Annotated in this window: 16 protein-coding genes and 1 pseudogene; 12 read left to right on the top strand and 5 right to left on the bottom strand. The window is 39.9% G+C overall.

Going from position 1 to position 18460, the window contains the following annotated elements:
- Positions 1–143: 143 nt before the first annotated feature.
- Complete coding sequence (gene serB, locus JMW90_RS06700; RefSeq protein ID WP_201562468.1) at positions 144–1358, bottom strand: phosphoserine phosphatase SerB; 1215 nt, start codon at positions 1356–1358, stop codon at positions 144–146.
- Between the two features lie 603 nt (positions 1359–1961).
- On the opposite strand from serB, the gene JMW90_RS06695 reads away from it, so the two are divergent.
- The 6 genes from JMW90_RS06695 to JMW90_RS06670 all read left to right on the top strand — a co-directional run bounded on the left by JMW90_RS06695 (position 1962) and on the right by JMW90_RS06670 (position 7658).
- Complete coding sequence (locus tag JMW90_RS06695) at positions 1962–3524, top strand: hypothetical protein (RefSeq protein WP_201562466.1); 1563 nt, start codon at positions 1962–1964, stop codon at positions 3522–3524.
- 194 nt (positions 3525–3718) lie between these two features.
- Positions 3719–3955: a PA3496 family putative envelope integrity protein gene (locus JMW90_RS06690; RefSeq protein ID WP_201562464.1), complete on the top strand. Its 237-nt coding sequence runs from the start codon at positions 3719–3721 to the stop codon at positions 3953–3955.
- Between the two features lie 407 nt (positions 3956–4362).
- Complete coding sequence (locus tag JMW90_RS06685; RefSeq protein ID WP_201562462.1) at positions 4363–4920, top strand: YecA/YgfB family protein; 558 nt, start codon at positions 4363–4365, stop codon at positions 4918–4920.
- Between the two features lie 205 nt (positions 4921–5125).
- Positions 5126–5593, top strand: coding sequence for a YbjQ family protein (locus JMW90_RS06680; RefSeq protein WP_201562460.1), 468 nt, complete (start codon positions 5126–5128; stop codon positions 5591–5593).
- Between the two features lie 75 nt (positions 5594–5668).
- Positions 5669–6139 (top strand): YbjQ family protein, encoded by a 471-nt coding sequence (locus JMW90_RS06675; protein ID WP_201562458.1) that lies wholly within the window; start codon positions 5669–5671, stop codon positions 6137–6139.
- Between the two features lie 595 nt (positions 6140–6734).
- On the top strand, positions 6735–7658 hold the full coding sequence (locus JMW90_RS06670; protein ID WP_201562455.1) for a bile acid:sodium symporter family protein: 924 nt from the start codon (positions 6735–6737) through the stop codon (positions 7656–7658).
- Positions 7659–7834: 176 nt separating this feature from the next.
- Here the strand turns inward: JMW90_RS06670 and JMW90_RS06665 are convergent, their stop codons facing one another.
- Positions 7835–8920, bottom strand: a complete 1086-nt coding sequence (locus tag JMW90_RS06665) for a formate/nitrite transporter family protein (RefSeq protein WP_201562453.1) — start codon at positions 8918–8920, stop codon at positions 7835–7837.
- A 157-nt stretch (positions 8921–9077) separates the two neighbouring features.
- Between JMW90_RS06665 and JMW90_RS06660 the strand changes: the two genes are divergently transcribed.
- From JMW90_RS06660 to JMW90_RS06635, 6 genes are all read left to right on the top strand, one after another.
- Positions 9078–9656: a hypothetical protein gene (locus tag JMW90_RS06660; protein ID WP_201562451.1), complete on the top strand. Its 579-nt coding sequence runs from the start codon at positions 9078–9080 to the stop codon at positions 9654–9656.
- Between the two features lie 119 nt (positions 9657–9775).
- The gene (locus JMW90_RS06655) at positions 9776–12730 is read left to right on the top strand and encodes a valine--tRNA ligase (protein ID WP_201562449.1); all 2955 of its coding nucleotides are present in this window, start codon (positions 9776–9778) and stop codon (positions 12728–12730) included.
- 135 nt (positions 12731–12865) lie between these two features.
- Positions 12866–13909, top strand: a complete 1044-nt coding sequence (locus tag JMW90_RS06650; RefSeq protein ID WP_201562447.1) for an AAA family ATPase — start codon at positions 12866–12868, stop codon at positions 13907–13909.
- On the top strand, positions 13902–15611 hold the full coding sequence (locus JMW90_RS06645) for a hypothetical protein (RefSeq protein ID WP_201562445.1): 1710 nt from the start codon (positions 13902–13904) through the stop codon (positions 15609–15611). Before JMW90_RS06650 ends, JMW90_RS06645 begins: the two co-directional genes overlap by 8 nt.
- A gap of 550 nt (positions 15612–16161) precedes the next feature.
- On the top strand, positions 16162–16386 hold the full coding sequence (locus tag JMW90_RS06640) for a TerD family protein (RefSeq protein WP_201562442.1): 225 nt from the start codon (positions 16162–16164) through the stop codon (positions 16384–16386).
- Between the two features lie 134 nt (positions 16387–16520).
- Positions 16521–16787 carry a VWA domain-containing protein gene (locus tag JMW90_RS06635; RefSeq protein ID WP_265089228.1) on the top strand — a complete coding sequence of 89 codons (267 nt, stop codon included), beginning with the start codon at positions 16521–16523 and terminating at the stop codon, positions 16785–16787.
- Here the strand turns inward: JMW90_RS06635 and JMW90_RS06630 are convergent.
- From JMW90_RS06630 to JMW90_RS06620, 3 genes and pseudogenes are all read right to left on the bottom strand, one after another.
- A pseudogene (locus JMW90_RS06630) lies at positions 16780–16917 on the bottom strand (transposase); the annotation flags it as partial. The gene JMW90_RS06635 and the pseudogene JMW90_RS06630 sit on opposite strands and share 8 nt — an antisense overlap.
- A gap of 95 nt (positions 16918–17012) precedes the next feature.
- Positions 17013–17549: a hypothetical protein gene (locus JMW90_RS06625; RefSeq protein ID WP_201562440.1), complete on the bottom strand. Its 537-nt coding sequence runs from the start codon at positions 17547–17549 to the stop codon at positions 17013–17015.
- Between the two features lie 257 nt (positions 17550–17806).
- The gene (locus JMW90_RS06620) at positions 17807–18217 is read right to left on the bottom strand and encodes an MliC family protein (RefSeq protein WP_201562438.1); all 411 of its coding nucleotides are present in this window, start codon (positions 18215–18217) and stop codon (positions 17807–17809) included.
- Positions 18218–18460: the final 243 nt, after the last annotated feature.

The raw sequence follows: 18460 nt of genomic DNA, 5'->3' as shown, positions 1-18460 counted from the left end.
ATAAAAGTGACAATATGAAACAACAATAACGAATGGCAGTATAGTAGCGCCAAAAAACGCTGTAAAGCAGAGAATAAACCATAAAAGCTGAACCAATTAAAATGTATCAGCCCAGCTTTTGGTTCGATGCAAATTGTCAGTAACTAAACTTTTCTGCTTTCACTGCTACGTTCACTGCTACGTACAAATGCCGGATAGCCTAGCGCATATAGCACCCCTTCAAGCCCTGTTACATTGACCGCGGCATCGGCGCGCGCTTGTACGATGGGTTTGGCATTAAAAGCCACGCCCAAATCGGCCAGTGCCATCATCGGTAAGTCATTGGCGCCATCACCGACACAAACCACTTGTGACATCGTAATACCTAAGCGCTCAGCCGTATGGGCAACGATAGCGGCTTTTTTGGCACCATTAACGATAGGCAACTGTATATGACCGGTGACTTCACCTTCTTCGATATCTAATGGGTTGGCGTGCACCTCATCAATACCCAATTGCTCAGCGATATAGCGCGCAAAATAGGTAAAGCCACCGGATACCAGTACCGTATGATAGCCCAAAGCTTTTAGAGCGCTGATGGTAGCACGGGCGCCTGTCGATAACGTTAAGCGACTGCAAATCTCATCAAGCACACTGGTTGGAATACCTTGCAATAGCGCCACGCGCTGCGCAAAAGATTCATCAAAATCCATCTCGCCGCGCATGGCCGCTTCAGTGATAGTTTCTACTTGCTCGCCAATCCCTGCCGTTTTTGCCAGCTCAACGATGACCTCTTGTTCAATCAAAGTAGAGTCCATATCAAAGCAAGCAAGCTTATGAGTACGCAGCATATGACCTACCGATAAGATATGACAATCGACGACATCTAAGTGATCGCTGACGACGGCGTTTTGAGCGTTGTTATACGCTACAGTCAAGTCGCGACGCAAACGCGTGGTCAATTGGTCATCAATGATGTGTGCGGCGGCAGTTTTTTTGGCAGGATGCATGAGCGTATCAGTCACTGGTGCCAATAAATAACGGAACACTTGAACATCGATAAATGAGCGTTTGGCAAAAGGTTGCGCCGTGTCTACATCAGCAATTTCAATATCGACAAAATGGGCATCGGCATCTTCTGCAACCGTGACCAGATGCCAATTTGGCTGCTCATCGACCCATGATTGCACGTACTGATGAATATCGAGTGAGGATACATGCGTTGGCAATACCACAATCAAAGCAAAAATAGGCAAGGATTGTAGCGCGTCAAAATCCTGTAAATTGGTGCCCTCTGGTAACAGGGAGCCCACGGAATCAACCGCCTGTTGCCATGCTTTGCTGTCTTTTGGTAACGAGTAAGAGGTATTGTTTGGCATCGCTCAATTGTCCCTTGTATGCTGATATAAGATTGGGAATAATAACAGCTTTACGGAGCAGCGCCTATAGATGAGACGCAAAGTATGAGCGGCAAATAAAACAGCGACTGTAGCAAAAAAAGCTGAGTAAAATTAAAATGAATTATTACAAAAAAATTATGATGCTCGCTAACGCTATAACCCTTACTATGGTGATATAGTAGATGTTAATGAGTGGGTGGACGAGTAATAAATACTGGTTAAATGTTTTACCCAAACATAATTGCACAACATAACTACTGTACGATGGCAGCGTCTAATAATCGGTCTTTTTTTAAAAAGATAATTTAGACAATGCGGTATAAAATTGAACAAATATAGCTATAGTCAGTCCTAAATAAAAGAAATACAAATATTGTCAATCACTGCTGAAGTTAATTTCTCTTGCTTGCTGTGCCTACTCAGACATATGCAGACATATGCAGACAGGGGCTGCGAAAAATTAACTTTAGCAGTTCTGTACTTTTTTAAAAGTGGATTAACTATACATACTCTTGCAAAAATGAGCGAATGAGCAATAGCCTCATTTTCTAATTCCATTTACCCAAAAAAGTTTACCATATCATGACCTATTTAGCGCCGCGGCAAGGGTTGTTTGCCATCATTCTTCTGGTTAGTTTTTGTTTGCAAACCCTATTATTGGTCATCAGTACCGATCAACAGCTGAGCAATACTCGTGCGCAAAAGGGCGAGCAGATGGTCGCCCAGCTCATCGATGAAGCACGCCTGTCTTTAGAAAATAAAGACCGCGTCAGCTTAAGCGTCATTGCCAATCGCTATACCAGTGAGCAGGACGTCACCCGTATATTGATCAAAGACAATAATGGCGATATTTTAGTGCCTGTCGGCAATGCGCCGATGCAGCAAGGCGATACCATTAGCCAGATTGCAACCAAAGGCGATGCGGTCATCGGTAGTGTGGCATTGACCCTAAAAAACATTAGTAAGGGTGAAATCATCGCCATGCAATGGCCGTTTGTGATTGGCTCCATGCTGCTGCATCTGTTGCTGTGGCTGATTTATAGTTATATCGCTCGCCCAACCAGAGAGCAAATCAATGCCATCAGCCGAGATGTTCAAGACTTGCATCGTGAGCAATATACGCCGCGCGACCAGCGCGGCTATGATCGTGAGCTAGAACGTCGCCAATCAATGTCTGCCGCTGATGGTGAGAGTGGTGAGAAAGGTACTAGCCAGAGTGATGGTTCGGTAAATGATGGTCACGCTCTTTTAGATGGCCAGTCTAACTCTCAAGAATCTACTAATGCGGCATATAACAAGCCGCCCAATACGCGTAAATTAGATATTCATAGTGCCGTCAATCAGTATGTCAGAACCCAACAAAATCCAGACACGACGCTCGATGGCAGTATCAATGACAGTGCTAATGGTGCAACTGAAGATACGGGTGCTGCCAGTAATATGACAGACCGTGATGTCACTGTTCATACCACTCATAAAGCTGAAGACAATAGTCAGCATGCTAACAACCATGCTAACAACCATGCCTCTCGATTGTCTGCTACTAGAGCATTTGATAGTGTCAGCGTCCAGATTGTCTTTCATGACGAGTTTAGTATGCTTGAGCGCTTGGCACCGTCTCAACGTCTGCCGTATTTGGCATTGTGTACGCAGCTACTAAATCAGGCGGTGACTGAGTTACTAAAACAGCCATTGTTGTTGGGTGTGAGCGCACTCAATGAACCACACTTTGATGAAAGTGGGGCTTATGTGATGCTTAAAGCAGAAAATAGCCATGCAAAAGTTGCATTGGCAGGCGTGATGCTAGCCAAACTTTACTTGATGCTTAATAAAATTATTCATGATAAGCATATTGAACTGTCACGCTTTGCCCTACCAGCAAAAGCTGGTGTGAGTGATAATGCCCAAGTCGATGCCATGACGCATCTACTAGATAGCGTTGGCAAAAAAGAGCAGATGCTGATTTTATTGCCGAATGGAGGTCTCAAACAAATCAGTCATCATGTACAAGTACAAAGTATCATGCGCCCAACGACGGTTTATGAGCGTGAGTGTGCGGTATTCGATGGCGGTAATGACGCGATGATTCAGCGTTTGGCCGATGTGCGTAATGCGGTACTTATGATTGATGACACAGAAGAGTAGGCTTAGATCGTCTCTTTAACTTGCAGAAATTCTATACAATTGCCTGTGCGATAATGACCAATAGCGTCTTGTTGTTGACTTGTAAATGCGTCATAGTAATAAAAAGCATTGACAACGCTCAATAGAGACTTTATAAGGCATATATATATTGATAACTTTTCAGTAATTTTGCCAAAAAAAGATAGGAGTTGGTCATGAGTGATGCTGATATTGATGACGATTTTGATGATAATTTCGTCGATGATGATGATGCAAAGATGGTTGAAGAAGCAGAGACGAGTGTACGTACACGCTTAAGTAGCCTTGAGAAGCGTCGTTTAATTGATAATTTGCTAGAAGAAAAGCGTTTGGCTAAAGAGCTAAAAGATGATCTTGATGATATTGATAATTTTGATGAAGATGGCGATGATTGGGATGATGACGAACTCTAATGAGTCGTCGCTACAATGAGGTTATCATGCAAATATTTTGCCAATTATTTCTAAGTTTTGGTTTGCGGTCTTATTGCTATTAGCTAACCATCGTTAACTAATTATCCTAAGCTTGCTGTGCTAAGCTGGTTGGGTTCTGCTTTTAATAGCAATTTCTCTAGTAACTATAATAATATCTATACTAGTAAATATAATTAATACTACCCATAATTAATAGAAACTATAATTAATAGAAACTATTTAACCAGCTGTTTTCCACAGCTTTACTTTCGCAATGCTCTATTTAAAGAAATTCTTTGGATAGATTGCCTCAGTCCAGATAACCGTCATCTTTATATCTCTTGTTATTTTATATAACCCTTATTTATTGCGCATGACGCAATCCATCTTTCAAGGACAACCACACCATGACCAACCAACTCAGTTTTGACGAATTACTCGATTATTTAGACAACGAAGAAAGCGCGTTTGTGCTCGATAGTGTTGCGACTCATGGTTTTTTGACTGCCACTGTTATCGGACGTCCATTACCTAATTGGTTAGAAGCACTGTTTGAAGGTCATGTGAGCGAGATTCCAGAAAACGTGATTGACGGCATTCAGCGCTGGCGCGAGTCGATCATCGCTGAGCTAAAAAACGAGACGCCTATTGAGCTACCGCTTGGTGAAGATGCAGGCAATGAAGAAGTGGCTGTCGACTTTTCAGATGAATCAGATATAGTCGCTTGGTCAATTGGCTTTGTCGATGCGATGTATGGCGATGAAGCCAGTGATTGGATGGAAAACGAAGAGACTGCAGAAGATGTGGCCGTTTTGACCTTGCCAATGATTGTGCTGAGCGGTATTGACGATGAAGACCCTGAACTTGCTGAAATGCGTAAAGATCAAGATAAAATGGTACAAATGGTAAATAGCATCGAAGGCAATTTAACTGAGCTATTTTTATTATTTCATACCAACGACTAGCATGATATATGGACGTTGTTTTTAATCAAGCAATCCAAATATAATCGATCCTAAATAAAAGAAGTACAAATGTTATAAAGCACTAATGGGGTTAATTTTCCTTGCGTGCTGTGCCTACGCAGACAGAGGCTGCGAATCATTGACCCCATTAGTTCTGTATCTTTTTAAAAGTGGATTAACTATAGCTCAAAGATAAGGTAATACTATGACCGTGCAACTCTCCAACCTTGAGTACTTGCCCAACTACCAAATAACAGAGCGCTTAGACGTGGTTTATGGTAGTACGGTACGCTCAAAACATGTGGGTAAAGACTTGTTTGCGGGTCTAAAAAACATCGTAGGCGGTGAGCTCACTGCCTATACCGAGCTGCTAGAAGAATCGCGTCAAGAGGCAATAGATCGTATGATCGTCAAAGCGGAAGCCTTGGGCGCTGATGCGGTCGTCGGTTTGCGCTTTTCGACGTCAAGTATTGCGCAAGGTGCCTCTGAGCTGTTTGTCTATGGTACAGCGGTCAAAGCCGTACGTGTGCAACAACAGTCTGTTTCGCCTCATCCTCCGAGCAACCATTCCGGTCATACTCATTATCAAGAACCAGCGCAAGCGCCCTCTGAATCGGCTACTACCGTGCAAACACCTTCTGATGACTTGCCACGTTTCAACCCTTTTGGTTAATGAGTCACGGTTTGAAGCGCTAATTTAAAGCGCTGATTTAAAGCAACGCTGCCTTTTGATGATAAGAGACGTCTCATGAATAACTCTCTCTCCCAAATGCTGATGAACTATTCACCGCTTATCGTCCTGTTTGTGGTGGGTTGGTTTTTTGGCGCACGTCATGAGCGCCAACATCTAGCACAGTTAGCGATTTCAGAAAAATCCCTAAGTCATATTATTGTATCCACTGAACGTTTCTATCAGCCAGTGCTTGCTGATAATACGCAAGGCGAATTGGTACTTGGTAGTGTGGTGATTGCGCAGGATTATTTTAAAATGGTCATTGCGCGGGTATCAAGCATATTTGGTAAAAACTTAACGACCTATGAGACTTTGCTAGCACGCGCCCGCCGTGAAGCCTTGGTACGTATGCGCACCCAAGCGCAGGCAAAAGGTTATAATCATATTTATGGTCTTCGTCTTGAAGTCAGTAATATCAATCAATTGGGTAGTATGGTCGAAGCGATCGCTTACGGTACAGCAGTTGTGACCGACGAGCAGACCTAAAGTATGGTTGCTTTATAGTCAGTGAAAATTTATACCAGCAGTACCGTAGTGTTTTTTAGAATATTTTGACTATAGTTGACATTATCTTAAGTGCTATAAACCTAAGCCCTGCCATATTTATACTCAATAATTTGCATTAACCTGCATATCACATCAGTGCCGCATCATAAAAGAACAAACTACGTTGCTTTTAAAAATTATTTTGGACTCATGCTAATGTATGCTTTTTTAAAATAGCGACAATGGTGACAGCGGTTCTGACAGCGGATCTGGGGGCGGTGGCGGCAGCGGTAATTAGAAAGTGCTTACAATTGAGTTTCAATTATCCTGTATTCATAAAGAACGTACTATCCTTCTTTTAAGCGTAATAAACCATACTTGACTGGTGAGTAGCAGAATAAAGCAAATGAAGATAACTTGACCGCTATATACTTCCTTTACCGTTTCCTAATTATTGTCGATGAGTAAAAATGACAGAGTATAAAAACGGTAGTGATGTCAGTTACCAGAAACGATTAGCAAGGATCGCTAATCAGACATCATTTAATCATTATAAATTGATCTATAAGTAGGTCTTATTTACAGGGATGTAGTTATGGAAAGTCTTGAGATAGTCACGTTAGTCAATTCAATTATCATTCCCATTTGCCTATTCTTGATTATGATGGGTATGGGTTTGACCCTCATTGCAAATGATTTTAAACGCGTTCTAAAATATCCCAAAGCGGTTGGTATTGGCTTGACCAATCAGCTGTTGCTTTTGCCGATTATTGGCTTTGCACTGGCAAATATCATGCCCTTAGAGCCTGAGTATGCGGTAGGGGTTATGTTACTGGTGCTGTGTCCGGGTGGCACTACTTCAAACTTGTTTACTTATTTGGCGAAAGGTGATGTGGCGTTATCTGTCACTATGACAGCGATTGCCAGTGTCATTACCGTATTTAGTATTCCGGTCGTTCTGAGTTTTTCGTTGGTGCACTTTATGGGAGCAGGCAGCGAATTTCAGTTACCCGTGTTAAAAACAATGATCACCTTAATCGTGCTGACCATAGTGCCTATTAGTATTGGTATGCTGATCAAACACTTTGCACCAAAAGTGGCTGATAAATCACAGCTTTATGTGTCTAGATTCGGGGTTATATTTTTGACGTTATTGGTGGTTTTTTTGATCTATGTGCAAAGAGATATCATCGTTGAGGCCCTAATCGCCACAGGACCTGTGTCTTTATTATTGAATCTCTCAACCATGGCGCTTGGTTACTATACCAGTAAATGGTTAGGCTTAAACTTAGCACAAAGAACCTCAGTGACATTAGAGGTCGGCTTACAAAACAGCACGTTATCGATATTTATGGCATTGACGCTATTGGCCAATTATAAAATGTCGATGACCCCAGCTATTTATACTTTAATTATGTTCTTAACAGCCGGTATTTTAGTCAGAGTATTTAGCGCTAAGTATAATAAGGTTAAGAAGTCTGAAATAGAAAGTAGTGTTTTGGCGGCACGCATGCTTTAGAGATGGGTTAGTGATAGACATCGTTTAATTATTAAGATTGAGTGGTCATGTGATCCCATAACAGCTTAAAGCCTCAAAGTTTGTTATGGGACATATATATTTTAATCTACATCTTTCAAGCTATATCTATCATGTTAAGCCTTAAATAATACCAAACGAAAACTAAGGCTGAGTGGTTAACGAGGTCGACGGGCTTTTAAAACCACTCTTGCCTCCGCTTTATCAATAGCCGTTTGTTCTTTTACTTTAGCGATATCGAATAAGAAAGTACGGTTTTTGAGTACCGCAACAAACACCACGCCGCCTACCGTATTGCCCACCAGTACCACCACTAAAAACCATAAATAACTCATTAGGCTGACGGTATTGCCATACAACAAGGCAGAGAATACCTCGATGTTGCCAACGATACTATGATGCAAACCTAAGAAGCCAATACTACCGGTAATCAGGGTGACTAATACGATTCGGCTAAGGGTATCGCGCGCTGAGGTCACAAGCCAAGCCGCCACACCCATCATCCACCCCGCTAATACTGAGCTACCAAATATCACCCACCACTCAAAGTCTAAAACATGCTGCGCATACGCATCAATGTCAGCAACGCTGAACAGATCCATATGAATACCCAAGCCAATCATTAGTGCGGCAAACAGACAACCACCGACAATATTACCAGCGATGACAATTCCCCAAAGCCGTAGCAGCTTCCATAGTGGTTCGATTTTATTGAGTACGGGCAAGCTTAAAAGGGATGTCTGCTCAGTGAATAATAACGACTGACCGATAACGACGATGATAAAACCGATTGGATATAATAGCGACGCCAATACCATTGCATAATGACTGGGTATTACCTCGCGCAGTAGCGCAAAAGCCGCTAGGATGACAAATAAACTGATGCCAATTTCAAGCCCAGCGGTAAAGGCACTGGTAAATAAAGAGCCAAGTGAGCGGTTAAAGGTTTCTTTGGCATCGATGACTTGTTCAACTAAGATACTGGCATAGCTTTTAGGCGCGCTAAGATTGTCATCGCTAGCGACTTCTTTGATGGAGGCCTGATCATCATCACTGATGGTTTCTGAAAATTCGTGGTCTTCTAAATTTTCAGTGGCATCAGTAGTATCAGTTTCACTGCTATCAATATCACCTTCTTGTTTATCTTCAGCTTTATAATCATAGTCCGCAGTCTCATCGATGACATTTTTATTGTCGACGTTATTGGCTTGAGAGTTATTTGTATGCTCAGTATCTTTGGACACGGTCAGCTCGCTATTTATCAGATAATGATTTTAGTATCTTGTCTATTCTATAGTAGGACTATAATCTATTATGTTTAGTATTCAGCTAATTGCTGTTGTTAATTCTTGATCCTGATTCTTAGTCAAATCTAGTGTTTTAATATAGTGGTGAGAGGTTATGCGAGCATTATCCAAATATAGTCCTTGGCAAAGCGAGATGGCAGTGACGGCTAGTCTTCTGAAGCTTGATTTATTATCCGATAAGAAAATTGTCGAATACACTCATTACCTACTCGATAACGAATACTACGATCATGAGATGTTATCGATAATTGATGATGACCCTATATATCCGAGAGGCAATAAAGAAGCGTTTCAAAGGGCGATTTTTAATTTAGGCTTTCCAGACATTAACACAGAGCAGGCTAAGTGGATTTATACTTATCAGATAATTAATAAGCATAATGTACAGCCAGAAAATTATAATATCCTGGATAATGGTGAGGCGGGGCTTTACTATAAATTCGAAGAGTTTTTCAGTTACGATAATAATTTACAAGATGTAGATGGTTTCACCAATTCTCTTTACTGTATAGATGAAGCTGTTGGTGATAAGTATATGGGATATGTTCAGAGAGGATATAATGACCCTAAAACATTATTTGCTCTAAAAAGAGATTTTTTTAAAATATGTCATCTTTGGTTGAGCAGAAATCAACCAAGAATAAAATCTATTTTCGAAGCGCTATACGCTTAAATTGCCTTAGCATCTAACAAAATCCTGCTATCTGCGTTAAAATCACTCTATTCATTATTTTCCCTATTTTTAACGTATTTATTTGACCACATTCATTATTCACAAAAGACCTTTTTATTATGAGCACTCCTGATATTCAAAGCAGCAAAACTAACCTGACCCAATCTATCCAAGCTGCTCTAAGCCAACTTGAAAACGCCTATAATCCTGCGGAAGTCGAGGCAGGCATGTATCAAGGCTGGGAAGAAAGTGGTTATTTTCAGCCGACCTTTGATAAAGACGAATCCTTCTCTATCGCCTTGCCACCGCCGAATGTCACCGGCTCGCTGCATATGGGTCATGGTTTTAATAATGCCATCATGGATGCGCTAACCCGTTATCACCGTATGGATGGCGACAATACGCTGTGGCAACCCGGTACGGATCACGCAGGTATCGCAACGCAAATGGTCGTTGAGCGTCGTTTGGAGGCCCAAGGTATCAAGCGCCGTGATATGACGCGCGAAGACTTCGTCGATAAAGTGTGGGAATGGAAAGAAGAGTCGGGCGGCAATATCACCAGCCAAATTCGCCGTTTGGGAAGCTCGGTCGACTGGTCGCGTGAGCGCTTCACGATGGATGATGGATTGTCCAATGCGGTAAAAGAAGTATTCGTTCGTTTGTTCGATGATGGTCTGATTTATCGCGGTAAGCGTTTGGTGAACTGGGATCCTAAATTCCAAACCGCGCTATCAGATTTAGAAGTCGAAAATCACGATGAAAAAGGTAGCTTGTGGCATTTCCGTTATCATTTCACCGATAAAGATATCACTACCCAAGATGGCAAAAACTATCTGGTCGTCGCCACCACGCGTCCGGAAACCTTACTTGGTGATACTGCTGTCGCGGTCAATCCTAGCGATGAGCGTTATGCGCATTTAGTCGGCAAAACTATTACCTTGCCAATCACTGGTCGCGTCGTGCCTATCGTCGCTGATGATTATGTCGAAAAAGACTTCGGTACGGGCTGCGTAAAAATCACCCCAGCACATGATTTTAATGATTATGAATTGGGTCGTCGTCATGAGTTACCGCTGATTAATATCTTAGATGAGCGCGCCAATATCTTAGCAGCGATGGAAGTTTATCCTGACCTGCAAACGCGTGAGTCAACATTAGAGACTACGCCTAATGAGTATGCAGGACTTGAGCGTTTTGCCGCGCGTAAATTCCTCGTCGAGCAAGCAGGCGAGCAAGGCTGGCTAGAGGAAATAGAAGATTACGCGCTAAAAGCACCGCGTGCTGAGCGTGGCGGTACGATCGTTGAGCCATGGTTGACCGATCAATGGTACGTCGCCGTAAACAAGCTTGCCAAGCCGGCGATTGAGGCGGTAGAAGATGGTCGTATTGAGTTCGTCCCTGCACAATATAAAAACATGTATATGTCGTGGATGACGGATCTACAAGACTGGTGTATCAGCCGTCAGCTCTGGTGGGGACATCGTATCCCTGCATGGTATGACGATGCGACTGGCGAGATTTATGTGGCGCGTGATGAGGCGGAAGTACGCAGTAAATATAATCTAAGCGATGATGTCACCTTGCGCCAAGATGACGACGTCCTCGATACGTGGTTTAGCTCGGGTCTATGGACGTTTAGTACGCTTGACTGGGCGGACGTCAATGCGGATCCGCGCGTGCTGAAAACCTTTCACCCGACCAGTGTGTTGGTCACTGGTTTTGACATTATCTTCTTTTGGGTGGCCCGCATGATCATGATGACCATGCACTTCGTGAAAAACGAATATGGCACGCCGCAAGTACCGTTTAAGACCGTCTATGTGCATGGTCTAGTACGTGATGGCAATGGTCAAAAGATGTCAAAATCGAAAGGTAACGTCTTAGATCCTATCGATCTTATCGACGGTATTGAGCTTGAAGCACTGGTTGAAAAACGCACCAGTAATATGATGAACCCGAAAGACGCGGCCAAAATCGAAAAGCAAACGCGTAAAGAGTTCCCAGAAGGTATCCCAGCATTTGGTACGGATGCACTGCGCTTTACCTTTACCTCGCTTGCCAGTACCGGTCGCGATATTAACTTTGATCTCAAGCGTGTCGAAGGCTATCGTAACTTCTGTAATAAAATCTGGAACGCCAGCCGTTTTGTACTGATGAACTGCGTCGATAGCGAAGGCAATGCTAAGCCTATCGACCAAGTGGCAAATCCTGACGTATGGGAATTACCAGAAAAGTGGATTATGAGTCGCCTAAACTCAACGGTTGCCAATATTCATCAGCATTTTTCTCAGTATCGCCTTGATATGGTCAGCCAAGATATCTATGAGTTTATCTGGAACGAGTACTGTGATTGGTATGTTGAGCTTGCCAAAGCCAGTCTAAACGATGACTCGGTATCGGATGAGCGTAAGGCACAAATCCGCTACGTATTGCTGCACGTGCTAGAGACGGCGTTACGCTTTAGCCATCCAATCATGCCGTATCTGACTGAACAAATTTGGCAGACAGTGGCACCGCTATTGGGTCGTAAAAATACCAAAAGCATCGTGATTGCTGACTATCCACAAACCGATGATGCACAAATCAGTGAGCAGGTTGAGGCGGATATGGCGTGGCTACAAGAGCTAATCGCTAGCGTCCGTAATATCCGTGGTGAGATGAAACTGGGCAACGCCGTACGTCTGCCCGTGCTACTACAAAATATCTCTGCTGATGAAGATGCGCGTCTATCACGTATCAAAAACCAGTTCAAAGCGCTTGCTAAGGTAGAGAGCTTAGAGATCGTCAAAGAAGGCGATGATGTGCCGCTATCTTCATCAAGTATGGTCGGTCAGCTACGTGTGCTTGTCCCAATGAAAGGTCTGATCGATCCAACCGCTGAGCTAGCGCGTTTGGGTAAGTCATATGATAAGTTGAAAGGTCAAGCGGAAGGTATCTCGCGTAAGCTGGATAATGAAGGCTTTGTTAGTAAAGCACCAGCCGAAGTGGTCGATGCTGAAAAAGCAAAATTGGCTGAGTTAGAAGGGCAGTTGACAGCGATGACGGCGCAGATGGAAGAATTAAAGGCGTTGTAATAAATAATAAGTTCACTTCTTATGGCAAATGAGCATCTTTATATACATTTGTCATAAGCTAGTCAATATGAATAGAGCAAGACAAAATTTTGTGATACGGTCATAAATACTATCAAATAATTTAGAGAAAATATAATGAGTTCTAAACCTATTCAAAAAATCATTTTTGGCAGTCCTGGTACTGGTAAAAGTTATATGATTGATAAAACAATCATACCTGAAGAGCTTAAAATAAATAAACCTGAAAACATCATTAAGGCAGTGTTTCATCCTGAGTATACTCATGGTGACTTTATGGGTAAATTATTACCCATGACGCAAGATGGGCAGGTAGAATATAATTTCTATGAAGGTCATTTTTTAAAAGCGTTAAGTCAAGCTTATAAAAATATTCTAAGTACTTATGATAAGCACGAAAACAAGATTGAGGGTAAAGAGGTAGAAAATGTAGCGTTGGTTATTGATGAGATAAACAGAGGAAACTCTTCTGCTATTTTTGGTTCTATATTCCAATTATTAGATAGAGAGGAAGATGGCTGGTCTAGCTATACAACCAGTATTAATGGTGTAATGTTCATTAAGTTATTGGAGTTATTAGATGGAGACTTTTCAAAGAAAAATAATGAGATTACTCATTTAAGTATCCCTCCTTTTAATAGCCAAAGTATTATGAGTTTACAACAAAAATTAAAATTTTTAAATTTCGATTTAATAAATAAAACTATAAGAATTCCACCAAATTTATCAATAATAGCCACTATGAATACTTCTGATAGCTCTATCTATTATATGGATAGTGCATTTAAGAGACGTTGGGATTGGGAGTTCATTGATATAAATTCAAATCTAATTAAGTCTGGAGGTACTGCATTTAATAACAGGTCGGATTGGGAGAGTTTTATTAGAAAGTTAAATTCATTTATTAAAAACAACCATTCCTACATTCGGGGAATAGAAGATAAGCAAGTTGGAAAGTACTTTATAAAGGGTGACGTGATTTCAAAATCAGTAGTACAAAGTAAGCTGATGTTCTTTATTTGGGATAGTGTATTTACTAGAGATAAAAAACCCCTTTTGGAATTACTAGATATTAAAGATAAAAATGAGTTAATAACTTTTGGAGATTTTTCTACAAAAATTGATAATTTTATTAAAAGAGTTGAAAGTTATAATGTTTAATTTTGATGAATTAAAGATAATCAAAGGTAAGGAGTCACAGGAGAGAAAGTGCGGTTCTTTTGTTGGCATTAGAAAAGATAGAAATACAAAAGAAATGCATTTCATTTTACCGAGAGGTTTTGAGGACTTTGATCCTAATTATAATAATGTAAAATATGTATTTTTTAACATGTATAAAACTTTTAAAAAATTTGTAGATGAAAGGAAAAATGTAGAAAAAATTCTTGATGATAAGCCCCAGTCAAAAGATAATGTTTCTGTTAAAGGTAATGGTTCATATCGTTTTACTGATAGTAATGATAACGAAGTTATTATGTACAGTAAAATTGAAATGATTGAAGGTATGATAGAAGTGCATAAAGAGCTAGACATTGAAACTTTGATACAGCAATCAGGTCTAGTAGAAGAAATTGATTACTCTAGAATTGATAGTTTAATAAATAATGGGGTTTTTCTAAAAAATCATAGTATTATTATTGATTTTATGGTTGGTGAAAGAAATATTATTCAAGGTATTCCAGCAGAAATCATAGAGATATACTGTTACATCTACAATGAGTTACTAGTTGAGCTTGATTACGATATAAATGACAGAATAAAAGATATTGCTTATAATTTTTCCTACAAAAATTTAACAGCCGAGCAAGGGCTTTTTAACGAACATACTTTTGACTCTACTATAACAATATTAAAAGATCGTTTGGATTTAGTGCATAGATACACTGCTTACAAAGACTCGTCTTACTGGTTAATGTACGATGCCGTCGAGAAATTTCTATATAGTGGTCTGATATTTGATAATGAAAACGAAGAAGGCTTTTGGGGTATAAATAACTTCTCTCAAATATGGGAAGATATCTGTAATACTTTTTTTATTAATAATCTAGATAAAAGTGAAATACTTTATTGCGATTCAGAATTGAATTTTGAAAACAAGTTAAATAATATTATAAGAAGAAATTTTGGTGGTTTCGGTATATTAATAGATAGAAGTTTTGATAATAATTTTTATATAAAGTTTAATGAAAATAAAAGATGGATGAGACCTGATTTAGTGGTAAAAAATAATGATATATCATCCTTTATAGAGCTATTATTTAATCAGGGAATTATATCTTATAAAGTGGAGAAGAATAGAAATATATTCAATAATGAATATATAATTGTTAGTTTTTCATCTAAAAAATTAATTAATTATGAAGCTTCTGAACAAATGAAAATAAGTGCTTTCAATAAATTTATAAATAAGTTTGAAGTAATGGGGTTTAGAAACCCTAGGAAAATATCTAAAAAATATAACAGTCTGATTGTAAAAAAAATAAACTCAAAACTATATTATTTAAATGGTATTTCCGAATCTATTTTTTTAGCTGAAATGAATGGGATTTTCGAAGATGATAGAAATAGACATTCCAATCCTGATATTCATTGTATAGATTGGAAATACCTACCATTAAGTTATTTTGAAGAGAATTCACCAGAGCTAAAATTAAATATAACTAAACAATTAACATATGATTTTTGTCTTCATAATAACCCATACTGTGAGAATAAGAGTATTCAGAGTCAATTTGGTATACCTTATTATACTTGCAGCGATGAATATTTTCAGCTTCATAATGATGAAGATGGTTCACTACAAGGTATTCAAATATGCAAGATGAACTTCAATAAAATACAGAGTGTATATTTAAATGCATAACTCTAGCTTTGAAAGTAACTATATATTGGATTTCAATTCCAATATAAAAAATGATATATCATCAAAATATATTAACGAAGTAGTCAGGAGTTTTTTAAATAAACTTAGTATAAGCGAGTTTTCATATATAGAACCTGAAAACCAAATAACTTATTTAGACTTTAAAAACAGAAATGTTAAGTTTAACTATTTTTATGAAAATATTATGTTTGATGCGCTTAAAAGTGATAGTTCTGTAAAATTAAGAACAAAGGTTTGTGTCACTTTTGATAAGCGAGTATGTGACAAGCTCAATGTGGACTCAGGTAGATATTATAATACTTTGTCTGTTGGAGGCGTTGATTTAGTATACTTCATATTATTTACACTGGATGAGGTATATGACTATATTTATAATAGCCATTAATTTTTATACAGTGAAAATATTTACTTGTAAAATATAGTTTTTTAATTCATAAACCGTTCTTTCTTTCAAGGTGAGTATTTCTTTAATATCAGTAATTACGCTATATTATCTCTAAAGGAATAACACGCTAACGTAAGGAACACCATGAACCATCTCACCGTCGGACAACGCGCGCCTTTAAGCAATCTTGCTATTGACGACACCGCACCAATCACGCTTAAGTTTATTCGCCAAAGCCCGATAGAGATGGATATCAGCTGCTTTGCCTTAGACGCAGCGGGCAAACTGATCAATGATGATTACATGGTATTTTACAATCAGCCAACCTCACCTTGCGGGCAAATCAAGCTCACCCATTACGAGTCGTAGCCGACGACTAATAAAGGCATTCAAGCCGAGTTTGGAGTTAATTTATCCAAACTGGCTACTAAGATAGAAAGCCTATTTTTTGTATTATCAGCCGACACCCCACTCAATCAAATTCAAGCGTTAGAGATTGGTATTTGGCAGCAATCACTAAAGTCATGACTGAAGCGGCAAAGCTTCCTATGTTTTGGCAATTTGTGGGCTTGGGTGGTCGTGGTTATGGCATCTTAAAAAAATTAGACGACATGACAGGGCGCGTGATTGATAACTGCAACTTTTTCGAATTAGATGACTTGGATGACATTAGCGAAGAAGCCTTGTACGAGAACATGCTAGAAGAGTTCCCAAGTTGGCTAAAAGAAGCACGCGAGATAGGATTGATACTAGGGCGTGTCATTAATTAAGCCAAACAATACAATAAACCAGATGAATAGCACTCAAGAAATGACGAGCTAGCTTGTCATATCGAGTGGCAATTGTACGGTACTGCTTAATTTTAGCAAAGAAGTTCTCAATTAAGTGCCGTGCTTGATAACCGGATTGACAGCATAAGTCACTTGTAGTTCTCGCTGCTCATCCGTTAAAGCATTGGCAGTTTTGATAGCACTATATTCAGACTATTAAACCCCCTATTCTGGCAGCTCACCCTTACTATGCCCCTTCACATCACTTTTCTTCCCATCTGGCTGAATCACGATAGGTAGCACTAGTCCTTTTGCAAAGTTCCCAGTCAGGACATAATCATAGCTGCTAGCTGCGATATCAGGCGTGGTATGAATGATCAGTGTCATATCTTTATCATCAGTCAACTCATGCGAGACATAACTTTCACTGAGCTGATCCAACGCTTTTGATAGCGCTTCATTACTTGCCATACTCACTGTCAGATTATGCTGAGCAGTGGCATTATCAACTTTAAAATAATCAGCGTAGTCGCTGACATTTTGGCTATCAAGTGCAAACGGATATGGATAGTTAGTAAGATCGGCTGGCTTCTCACCGCTATCCATGACTGACCAATCAATAGTCTTTGCCGCCGCTGAGTCCGTCGTCGATACCGCCGCATCCGTTTTTTTAGCCGTAGTATCAGCACTATTATCGCAGCCTGTTAGCGCCCAGATACTGGCAGTCGTAATAATGAGCATGGTTATAAGACGCTTTGGCATCGAGGTATCCTATTTATGATAAGTCATGAGATGTTTTTATACATGGGCTATTTTGACAGCTTTTTATGTGCTTCTCTAGCGAAATGCAAAAAAGGGCTATTTCTTATTTTAGCAGGTCAGTTAAGAAGGCGCGTTTTATATAAACCGTTTAACAGAGCAGGCATAAAAAACAGCCACCAAATGATGACTGTTTATAGTAATGCTAAGTTTAACAATTATAGGTTTATCGTTATCAATGGACGATTAAACCGAAATCATTATCTACCCACTTGGCAATTCACTTGGTATGCTTTACCGTCAGCCCATTTCATGGCGAGGATACCTTTGTCGCCTTTCATGTGCCATGCATAGATCACTTCTGGGTTCGACTCATTGACATAGCTTGCGGTATCACCTTGTACTGCACCATTTAAGATGATTGGCTGATTTGCCCAGTTTACTTTGGGCAGTGTGGCGTTTAGCATCACTTGTTTTTTATTGATTGACTGTTTTGCGTTGATAGTGCTGCCATCAGTACAGGTATAAGGCGCTGGTGCCATGCGATCATAAGCGGCGTCAGTCACATTTTCTGAAGCAGGTGTATTTGGCGTAGTAGGAGCAGTGGTGGCACAAGCACTTAGTAGAGCAAGAGTAGGTAGAGCAGTAGCAAGTTTGGTTAGGGTGTTCATGGCTTTCTCCAAAAGTATCGAAGTCATCGTGTATTTGTTATTAACTATGCGTTAAGCATATATAGTCGATTCATTTTAAAAACGATACAGTGCTATTGGCTATAAATTTTTTGCAGCCTCTGTCACGCCTGCGAACAGCAAGCAAGAAAAAATTATAGCCAATAGCACGTATTACAATCGTATCGCTTTTATTTTGAACTGACTATAGCGCATATAGTAACGATAACAGTCTTTAAAGAATGT

Source organism: Psychrobacter glacincola (genome assembly GCF_904846215.1).
Lineage (GTDB): Bacteria > Pseudomonadota > Gammaproteobacteria > Pseudomonadales > Moraxellaceae > Psychrobacter > Psychrobacter glacincola.
Note: the sequence above shows the minus strand (reverse complement) of the source record. Positions and strands in the feature narration are given on the sequence as shown.